Origin of the sequence: Actinopolymorpha alba DSM 45243 (genome assembly GCF_000373925.1) — a bacterium.
Taxonomy (GTDB): Bacteria; Actinomycetota; Actinomycetes; order Propionibacteriales; family Actinopolymorphaceae; genus Actinopolymorpha; species Actinopolymorpha alba.
Map to the genome: position 1 here is coordinate 1 of NZ_KB892734.1, position 1342 is coordinate 1342.

Annotated in this window: 1 protein-coding gene; it reads right to left on the minus strand. The window is 65.7% G+C overall.

The annotated features are described in order from the left end of the window. Window positions 1-139: 139 nt before the first annotated feature. Window positions 140-1030, minus strand: coding sequence for an aminoglycoside phosphotransferase family protein (locus B141_RS0107085; RefSeq protein WP_020574461.1), 891 nt, complete (start codon window positions 1028-1030; stop codon window positions 140-142). Window positions 1031-1342 lie beyond the last annotated feature (312 nt).

Consider the following 1342-nt stretch of genomic DNA (forward strand, 5'->3'; position numbering starts at 1 on the left):
CAACGACTTGGGTAATACACCAGCCGAGCCCGCAAACCCAGCCCCACCAGGCAAAACCAGCTAAACGATCAAGAAAGACCGGAAACTCCCGCTAGCGGCCTGTGCCGGAAGCTCGTTGCCGGCGCAGGACGCCAGTGCGTTAGTCGGCGAGGACCTGCTGGAGCGCGTGTGAGGCCTGCCGGACGATGCCGGGATTGGTGTCCCAGTAGTACGGCAGCGCATTCACCGCCTGCGCGAGGGCCCAACCGCGACCACGCAGCCAGGACGCTTCGTCGACGTCGAGTTCGGTCCGGAACCGATTGCGACTCTCGCCGGTGAAGACGTTCCACGCTGGCTGGAGGTCACACGCCGGATCGCCCACGTTGAGAGTGCCGAAGTCGATGACCGCCGCCAACCGGCCGTTGACGACCAGCAGGTTGCCGGGCAACAGGTCACCGTGGACCCAGACCTCGGGGCCGTCCCACACCTGCGCGTCAAGGGACTCTTGCCAGGAGCGGAGGGCAGCCTTGCCGTCGATCCGGTCGCCGAGCTCGGCAACGGATCGCCGGACGCCCTCGTCGTTCTCGATCAGGGGTCCACCACGACGATGCGGAAGCCGCGGATGCGCACCGGTCGTGTCGATCTGGCGCAACGCGGCGATGAACGCGGCGAGGTCGACGGCCGCCTGCTCCAGATCGTCGATCGTGCCGTTGGCATTGTCGCCGGCGAGCCATTCGTAAACCGACCAGTCGAACGGATAACCCTCGGCTGGCTTGCCCATCGCCAACTGCACCGGGAGCGCGAGAGGAAGGTGCGGCGCCAGCTTCGGCAGCCACTCCCGCTCCTTCACCGCCTGGTCGGTGGCCCATCCGATGCGCGGCATGCGCACGGACAGGTGTTCACCGAGCCGATAGATGTCGTGGTCAGTGCCGTACGACGCGACCAGCTCGATCGGTAGATCCGCCCACTGCGGGAACTGTCCCGCGAGTAGGCGACGTACCAGCGCGGCGTCGGTCTCGACTTCGTCAGCATGCATCTTCGTAGCGGCCATCGCGGGCAATGATCCCACGACGCGCACCATCGGCGGCAACCGACTTTTGACGGCCCGCTTCAGCGCCTGGCCACGGGTCAGGCTCGCCTCGCTGAACGCGTGGCCAGAGCTTGCTACCTGGCGGCTCTACAGGTCGCGAAACATCTTGAAAACAAGGCGTTCCGACAACCATCGCCGGTTGCGAACCATGATCTAGATCGTCTAGACTCGAACGTATGAGCGACGGCGATGGTGTGCGGATCTCTCCGCTCCCGCCCGGGTTTGGCGACATGCTTCCCGGTCCGGAGTTGGTGGCCGTGCTCGCTGGCGTCG